The sequence below is a fragment of the Actinoplanes sp. NPDC049548 genome (genome assembly GCF_040676695.1).
In the GTDB taxonomy this organism is placed as follows: Bacteria; Actinomycetota; Actinomycetes; order Mycobacteriales; family Micromonosporaceae; genus Actinoplanes.
The window spans coordinates 124,661-131,324 of the sequence record NZ_JBFAPM010000006.1; the positions used below are offsets into that span (position 1 = coordinate 124,661).

The following is a 6,664-nucleotide window of genomic DNA, read 5'->3' on the forward strand; positions in this document are numbered from 1 at the left end:
CCCCCCGGCCCCCGACGATCAGGAGGCGGCGGGATGAGCAGCTCACGGCCGGGAAGCGACATGGATCGCCTGGCGCGGGTGGCTCTGACCTGGCTCGCCGAGCCCGGCAACCGCGTGGTCTGGCACCTCGTGCAGCTCCACGGCGCGGTGGAGACTTTGGACAGGTTGATCGGCGGCGACATTCCCGAAGCGGCTTTGCGTACGGCGGTCGCCTCGCGCTCCGGCTCCGGGGATCCGCGGCGAGTCGCCGAGGTGGCATTGCGCCGTGCCGAGCGGCTCGGGGCGCGGGTGGTCGTGCCGGCTGACGCCGAGTGGCCCACCCGTGTGGAGGCGCTGAGGCACCTTGAGCTGGATGTCGCCGGGCGGGTCAACCGGGACGTGCGTCCGCCGTTGTGCCTGTGGGTGCGTGGATCACGGCCGCTGAGCGACGCGTTCGAGCAGTCCGTCGCGATCGTCGGGGCGCGCGCCGCGACGCCGTACGGGCTGCACGTCACTGCCGACCTCGGGTACGGGCTCGCCGAGCAGGAGTGGACCGTGGTCTCCGGCGGCGCGTTCGGCATCGACGCCGCGGCGCATCGGGCGGCCCTGGCGGCGGGCGGCTTCACGGTCGCCGTGCTGGCGTGCGGGGTCGACCGGCCGTACCCGATGGGTAACGCCGCCATTTTCGAGCAGATAGCGGAGAGCGGCCTGCTCATGAGCGAATGGCCGCCGGGCGCGGAGCCGCTACGGCACCGCTTTCTCATCCGTAACCGGGTCATCGCGGCAGCCACCGCGGGCACCGTCGTGGTGGAGGCGGCGGCACGAAGCGGCGCCGTTCAGACGATGAGCCGCGTGGTGGCCCTGAACAGGCACGCCATGGTGGTGCCCGGACCGGTCACCTCGGCGATGTCCGTGGGATGCCACGAGCTGCTCCGCCGACACCCGGCGGCCCGGCTGGTGACCAATGTGGCGCACGTCCTCGACGAGGTCGGCAGGATCGGTGAGTACCTGGCTGAGCCGGCCCGGGCCCGCAACCACGTCCGCGACGAGCTCGACGAGGAGTCGGCTCTGGTGCTGGAGGCGGTGCCGCATCGCGGCTGCGCCGGGCCTGAGCAACTGGCGGCCAGGGCGGGGCTGGGATTGCGTACGGTGCTGCGGCGCCTGTCCTTGCTGGAGATGAAGGGCCTGGTGGTGCGCAGGGAGGGCGGCATTGCCCTGGCATCGCTGGCTCGCGCATCCGTGGCGCGGACGGACGTCTCTTCGCCGAGCTCGGCGTGACGTTGGTTGCTCGGGCCCGGTCTTACTCGGCGTCGTCGACGTCGCGGCGGTGCGCCTTCATCCACGCCTCGACGTCCTCGGTGAGCCAGACCTTGCCCTGTGCCAGATCGGCGACGGGCGCGGGAAAGTCGGCCCGGCTCGTGATCTGGTACGCCCGCTGCCGGCTCACCATGCCCAGACGGACCCGGATCTCGTGCGCACCCATGAGTTTGATGCCCTTCGCCACATGATCGACCGTAGACCTATGACTATTAGTCATGAGTCAACTTGATGAAAGACAGCTAGTCATGAGTCAACTAAGGTAAGCCGCATGACCAGCCCACCCCGGCGCAGCTCAGCACAGGTCACGCCCACCCACCCACGAGCACCGGCGGCATACTCCATGACGCATCCGGGGGTGCGGGTGGCATGGTCCCTTGCCAGACCGCGATCGGCAACTGTCGCCGTGGCGAACAGGCTTCGGGGGTTGACGAACAGCTCTCGATCGCCGGTCAGCAGGTTTCCTGCACTTCACAGCGCCCCTGCACCGACACACCTGAGCACTTCAGGGCCCCATAACAGCACTCCCCCGCAAGACGACACCTCCGCAGTGCCCGGCAGCGTCCATGTGGACACGAGACAGACGCCCCACGCCGGGGAGACAGGGCTGACTACTCGCCCGTCCCCGGCCGGCGGTCGCGACGAGCCATATTCCGTCAGGCGACCTCTCGTGGATCTGGCTGCCCCGGCCGCCGCCCGCTGCCTCTTGTGGTCCTGACCGGACCCCAGCGCGTATCGCCATCGCTTCCTCTTTCGGCACTCGAAGCCGTTCCGCATAGCCGCCCGGCCAATCGGTTGTCGCGGCGGCCGGCGAGTGCCGATCGGCCTCGACGGCCACGAACCGGCAGACAGCTTCGCCTGCTCAACCGCCGGAACCGTCTCCGTCGGTCATAGCGCGGGCGTATATCGCGCCGGCCTCCCCTGCCGTAGAGCCGAATCCCCAGCTATCGCGGACTTACTGACATCGCGAGCGGCTCACGGCCACCCACTGCCGGGTCACCCGCGCCCGTTCTCCCCACATCTCTCGAAAGGAAGGCAGTCCGTTCATGACTGCGCACACTGTGGACAGTGCCCCGCTCGAACGCTTCGGTTACCGCCAGGAGCTGCGACGCACCCTGAGCTCCGGTGACCTGGTGATCTACGGGCTGATCTACATGGTCGTGATAGCGCCCATGGGCATCTTCGGTTCGGTGTTCCAGGCGTCCGGTGGGATGGTCGCTCTGGCGTACGCGATCGGCATGGTCGCGATGATGGTGACCGCATCGTCCTACGGTCTGATGGCTCAGGCGTATCCGATGGCCGGTTCCGTCTACACGTACGCCGGGCGGGCGATCGCTCCCTGGGTCGGGTTCCTGGCCGGCTGGACGATTCTTCTCGACTACGTCCTCGTTCCCGGGCTGCTGTCACTGATCGCCGCCGCGTCGATGGCGTCGGTGGTCCCGGCCGTGCCGGTGTGGGCGTGGATCGTCGTTTTCGTCGTCGTCAACGCCGTACTGAATCTCTTCGGTATCAAGACGACCCGGTTGCTCAACAAGATGTTCCTGATCGGGCAGCTCGCGATTCTGGCGATCTACGTGGGTGCCGCGATCATGGCGTTGGCCACCGGGCGCGGCCGTGGGTTCTCGTGGGAGCCGATCTACAGCAGCAGCCAGTTCCAGTGGGGTGTGCTTGCCACGGCCGCGTCGGTGGCGACGCTCTCCTTCCTCGGCTTCGATGCGCTGTCCACGTTGGCCGAGGATGCCGAGGGTGGCCCGCGGCAGGTCAGCCGCGCCATGGTCGCCGCGCTCGGGATCACCGGCCTGGTGTTCATCGCGCAGACGTTCCTGGCCGCGTTGCTGGTCGAGGATCCCGGCGGGCTCATCGCTCAGGGAGATCCGGCGGGCACGGCGTTCTTCGAGACCGCCCGCGTCGCTGCCGGGTCGTGGCTGGCCACGCTGACCGCCCTCGCCACCGCGTTGGCGTGGGGGCTGGCGAACAACATGGTCGCCCAGGTCGGCACCTCACGCCTGCTGTACGCGATGGCGCGGGACCGCCAACTGCCCGCATTCCTGGCACGGGTGTCGATCCGGCGTTCCGTACCGGCGAACGGCATCCTGCTCACCGCGGCGGTCTCCCTGGCGCTCGGCCTCACCATGGCGTCGCGGGACGACGGCATATCGCTGCTCGCCAGCCTGGTGAACTTCGGCGCGATCCTGTCGTTCATCGTGGTGCACCTGTCCGTTCTCGCCTACCGGATCAGGGTGGGCCGGAGGGCGGGTGGGGCCGTACGCACCGTCCTGCTGCCCGTGGTGGGTGTGCTGATCTTGAGCGGGATCATCGTCAACGCGAACATCCTGGCTCAGCGCGCGGGACTGGCGTGGCTCGGTGTGGGCGTACTGATTCTGCTGGTCCTCATCGCGACCGGACGCCGTCCGTACCTGGCCGGGCTCGACCGGGCAGGTCACCGTGCTTGACGACATGTCGTTCATCCCGGCGGTGGACACCACGGTGGGTTACACCTTCGGCGGCAGGGCGCCGATCGCACGGGTCCTGCCCGGCGAGCCGGTGCGGCTGCGCACGCTCGACTGCTTCGCCGGCAATGTGCGCTCCGTCGAGGATCTGCCCAGCAGGGTCTGCACGATGCCGTACCTGAATCCGGTGACCGGGCCGCTGTACGTTCTAGGCGCCCGGCCCGGGGACACGCTGGCCGTGCACCTGGTCTCGCTGACGCCGGTGGGCGGGGTCGGGTTCTCCTCGACGTTCCCGCACTTCGGGGCCCTGACCGGCACCCGTAGCACGGCCATGCTGCATCCGCCGCTGACCGAGCGCGTCTGGGAGTACACGATCGACCACCGGCGGGCGACCGTGCGGTACGCCGCCCGGGGCAGCAGCTACCACACCGATCTGCCGCTCGTACCGATGCTCGGCACCATCGGTGTCGCCCCCGCCGCCGGTGAGGTGCGCGCCTCGATCGTTCCCGGCGACCACGGGGGCAACCTCGACAGTCCGCTGATGCGCGCCGGCACCACCCTCTACCTGCCGGTCAATGTGCCGGGCGCACTCCTCGCGCTCGGCGACGGGCATGCGCGCCAGGGCGACGGCGAGCTGTGCGGGGTCGCCGTGGAGGTGCCGATGGACGTGACGCTGGTGGTCGACGTGCTCACCGGCGTACCGACGCTTTCTCCCCGGATGGAGACCGACGCGGCCGTCATGTCGGTCGGCATCGCCCGGCCGTTGGAAGACGCCTACCGGATGGCCCACGCCGACCTGGTCCAGCACGTCACCGCGCTGACCGGCCTGGACATCCTCGACGCCTATCAGCTCGTCTCCCAGGCCGGCCGCGCCCACGTCGGCAATGTGGTCGACGCGGAGTACACGATCGTCGCGGCCGTCGGCAAACGGTTGCTGCGGGACAGCCAGCCTTACGAAGGTACGCACCAGCGCCTCCGAGCCGTCGCAGCCACGATCAGCACTCTCCCGCCGGCCGAGGCGGTGGTGTGATGATCTACGACCTGCCCTCGGTGCGCGACCAGCTGTGGCTGCTCGCCCACGACGAGACCCGCGACCTGCGCCCACGACTCGACGTCCGAGCCCTCAGCGTCGGCCTGACCGGCGCGACCGTGGTGGATCTGCTGCTCCAGAACCGCGTCCACCTCCAGGCGGGCCGGCTCCGGCTGCACGGCTACCACCCGTCCCCCGTCGCCGACCCGATCGCCGCCTCAATCCTGCTCACCGTCCGCGACCAGCACGAACCCCGGCTCGCCGACGTGCTCCGAAACCCCACCCACCTGTACGACCGCACGGTGGCGGCCCTGATCGCGGCCGGAACCCTCGTCGAGCACCGCCGAATTCTGCGAGGCAGCCGCTACCGCCTCGCCGAGGACGCCCTGGCCACCTGGGTCCGCTCCCAGTTCACCCGGCGCCTCTACAGAAGCGACATCCGCGACGGCGCCCTCGACGCCCTCTGCGCCCTGGTCTGGGCCCTGAACCTGCACAGCGCCCTCCTGCTGCCCTACAGCACCGCGGAGGCCGACGACATCCTGCGCACCATCACCGAACAGATTCCGGTACGCGCGGGAACCGTCTCCCACCTCGCCGTCATCCCGCACCTCGCGGGACTGGTCCGCCACGCCATAGGCGACCTGGCCACCGCCCCTTTCTGACCCGCCCCTCCCTGCCCCCGCTCCGCCCGACCCGAGGACTGCCGCACATGGATCCCGTCGAGAACCGGCCGACCGTCGACTCCACCGTGGCCCACCCGGCCCGGCGCTACAACTACTGGCTCGGCGGCAAGGACAACTTCAAAGCCGACCGAGAATCCGCGGACGCCATCGAGGCGATCTATCCGTACGTCCGCGTCAGCGCCATCCAGAACCGCCTGTTCCTGCAACGCGTCGTGCGCTACCTGGCACAGGAAGCCGGCATCCGCCAGTTCCTCGACATCGGCACGGGCCTCCCCACCGCCGACAACACCCACGAGGTCGCCCAGGCCATCGACCCCACCGCCCGCATCGTCTACGTGGACAACGACCCGCTCGTCCTCGTCCACGCCCGCGCCCTGCTGACCAGCGACCCCCGCGGCAGAACGGCATACGTGGACGCCGACCTGCGCACCCCGGAACGAATCCTGGCCGACGCCGACCTGACCGGCACGCTCACCTTCGACGAGCCGATAGCCCTGCTCCTCATCGCGGTCCTGCACTTCATCCCGGACACCGAGCAGGCGTACGCCATCGTCAGAACCCTCACGAACGCCCTGGCCCCGGGCAGTTACCTGGCCATCTCCCACGGCACCGGCGACTACCTGCCCCGAGGCACAGCGGAGGCATTGTCGACGAGAGGCTACGACTTCACGTTGCGCAGCCGGGCACAGATCGAGCGCTTCTTCGACGGCTTCGACCTGGTGCCTCCGGGGGTCGAGGTCGTCAGCCGGTGGCGCAATCCGGATTCCGATACGCCGCCTCTCGAAGAGGTCGCTGGTTATGGCGCACTCGGTCGAAAGCCGTTGGGTTGAGCGGTGGTGGCTCGCCTCCGGTGGACTTGCTCTTGCCCGCTCCGGCAGAACCGAGCATTCGTTCTCGTCGCTGTGAACCTGAACCTCCGCGCGACCTCCAGCGCAAGCGCACCCGACCTCCGCGCCGCGTCTCAGTGCGAGCGCACCGGACCTCCGCGCCGCCTCTCAATGCGAGCGCACCCGACGTCCGCGCCGCCTCTCGGTGCGAGCGCAGCCGGGGCCGCACCGCTTTTGGTGCGAGCGCACCCGGACCTCCGCGCAGCTTCCAACGCAAGCGCACCGGACCTCCGCGCAGCTTCCAACGCAAGCGCACCGGACCTCCGCGCAGCTTCCAACGCAAGCGCACCGGACCTCCGCGCAGCTTCCAACGCAAGC

General features: G+C 69.5%; 6 protein-coding genes. 5 read left to right on the plus strand and 1 reads right to left on the minus strand.

What is annotated here, in order from left to right:
* Positions 1-33 precede the first annotated feature (33 nt).
* Positions 34-1,257: a DNA-processing protein DprA gene (gene dprA, locus AB0J80_RS14355; RefSeq protein ID WP_364704670.1), complete on the plus strand. Its 1,224-nt coding sequence runs from the start codon at positions 34-36 to the stop codon at positions 1,255-1,257.
* Positions 1,258-1,279: 22 nt separating this feature from the next.
* On the opposite strand, the gene AB0J80_RS14360 is transcribed toward dprA, so the two are convergent.
* Positions 1,280-1,462: a DNA-binding protein gene (locus AB0J80_RS14360; protein ID WP_364705053.1), complete on the minus strand. Its 183-nt coding sequence runs from the start codon at positions 1,460-1,462 to the stop codon at positions 1,280-1,282.
* Positions 1,463-2,342: 880 nt separating this feature from the next.
* Here AB0J80_RS14360 and AB0J80_RS14365 point away from each other — a divergent pair.
* The 4 genes from AB0J80_RS14365 to AB0J80_RS14380 are packed head-to-tail and all read left to right on the plus strand — an operon-like array spanning position 2,343 to position 6,289.
* The gene (locus AB0J80_RS14365; protein WP_364704672.1) at positions 2,343-3,749 is read left to right on the plus strand and encodes an APC family permease; all 1,407 of its coding nucleotides are present in this window, start codon (positions 2,343-2,345) and stop codon (positions 3,747-3,749) included.
* A 4-nt stretch (positions 3,750-3,753) separates the two neighbouring features.
* On the plus strand, positions 3,754-4,776 hold the full coding sequence (locus AB0J80_RS14370; RefSeq protein WP_364705054.1) for an acetamidase/formamidase family protein: 1,023 nt from the start codon (positions 3,754-3,756) through the stop codon (positions 4,774-4,776).
* Positions 4,776-5,438: a GPP34 family phosphoprotein gene (locus AB0J80_RS14375; protein WP_364704674.1), complete on the plus strand. Its 663-nt coding sequence runs from the start codon at positions 4,776-4,778 to the stop codon at positions 5,436-5,438. Before AB0J80_RS14370 ends, AB0J80_RS14375 begins: the two co-directional genes overlap by 1 nt.
* 47 nt (positions 5,439-5,485) lie before the next feature.
* Positions 5,486-6,289, plus strand: a complete 804-nt coding sequence (locus AB0J80_RS14380) for an SAM-dependent methyltransferase (RefSeq protein ID WP_364704676.1) — start codon at positions 5,486-5,488, stop codon at positions 6,287-6,289.
* Positions 6,290-6,664 lie beyond the last annotated feature (375 nt).

Excerpts from the sequence above, each read along its gene's own strand:
- dprA (WP_364704670.1), top strand. The coding sequence starts at position 34 with ATGAGCAGCTCACGGCCGGGAAGCGACATGGATCGCCTGGCGCGGGTG.
- AB0J80_RS14360 (WP_364705053.1), bottom strand. The coding sequence starts at position 1,462 with ATGGGTGCGCACGAGATCCGGGTCCGTCTGGGCATGGTGAGCCGGCAG.
- AB0J80_RS14365 (WP_364704672.1), top strand. The coding sequence starts at position 2,343 with ATGACTGCGCACACTGTGGACAGTGCCCCGCTCGAACGCTTCGGTTAC.
- AB0J80_RS14370 (WP_364705054.1), top strand. The coding sequence starts at position 3,754 with ATGTCGTTCATCCCGGCGGTGGACACCACGGTGGGTTACACCTTCGGC.
- AB0J80_RS14375 (WP_364704674.1), top strand. The coding sequence starts at position 4,776 with ATGATCTACGACCTGCCCTCGGTGCGCGACCAGCTGTGGCTGCTCGCC.
- AB0J80_RS14380 (WP_364704676.1), top strand. The coding sequence starts at position 5,486 with ATGGATCCCGTCGAGAACCGGCCGACCGTCGACTCCACCGTGGCCCAC.